Origin of the sequence: Achromobacter pulmonis, from assembly GCF_002885955.2 — a bacterium.
GTDB lineage: Bacteria > Pseudomonadota > Gammaproteobacteria > Burkholderiales > Burkholderiaceae_B > Achromobacter > Achromobacter pulmonis_A.
In genome coordinates, this window is the sequence record NZ_POQS01000064.1 from 1 (window position 1) to 600 (window position 600).

The window sequence follows — 600 nt, forward strand, 5'->3', positions numbered from 1 at the left end:
CGAGTCCTCTCCTGGGCACCACGGAATTCCAGTCGGAACCTCGATCGAGGTCTCGACAGCAAGAGCTGAAAAGCCCCGAAAATCGCAAGGTTTTCGGGGCTTTTGCTTTGTGCCCGGCCTGCCCCGCCATCCCGCCCTCAGCGCCAGGGCACTTTTCGGTTCAGGTGATGCTTCGCGTAGAGGTCGGCGCCCATGCCGGCGATCTGCCCGTCGATCAAGGCTTCGAACGGCCGCAGCAAGGCGTCGAAATTGCGCGGCGCCTCGATGGCGTTCAAGGCATGGGTCACGGCCTCGATGGTGGACAGCGCGCCCGGCATGTCGGCATGGCGCACGCGATAGCGCGTCGACAGCCCGGCGGGCAGCATCACGCGCGGCAGCGCCGCCAGCCGCGGATTGATGTGCAGCAGCTTGCGCGCATGGCCCCAGGTGCCGTCGGGCACGATCAACTGTACGGGCATGCCCAGCTCGCGGCCGTAGCCCGGCGTCAGCACCTCGGCGCCCTCGCCCGGAAACAGCAGGCGCGGCGCGTAGCCGGGCTGCGTCCAGTCCTGTTCCGAGAAATATTCGCCCACCACGCGGCGCGCGCCGGCCAAGCCGAGC

1 protein-coding gene is annotated in these 600 nt (G+C 68.0%); it reads right to left on the bottom strand.

Annotated features, from left to right (window positions below; translation table 11 throughout):
* Positions 1-137: 137 nt before the first annotated feature.
* Positions 138-600: tRNA-uridine aminocarboxypropyltransferase (locus C1I89_RS33795; RefSeq protein ID WP_102776427.1), on the bottom strand; the 463-nt coding region annotated here is incomplete at its 5' end.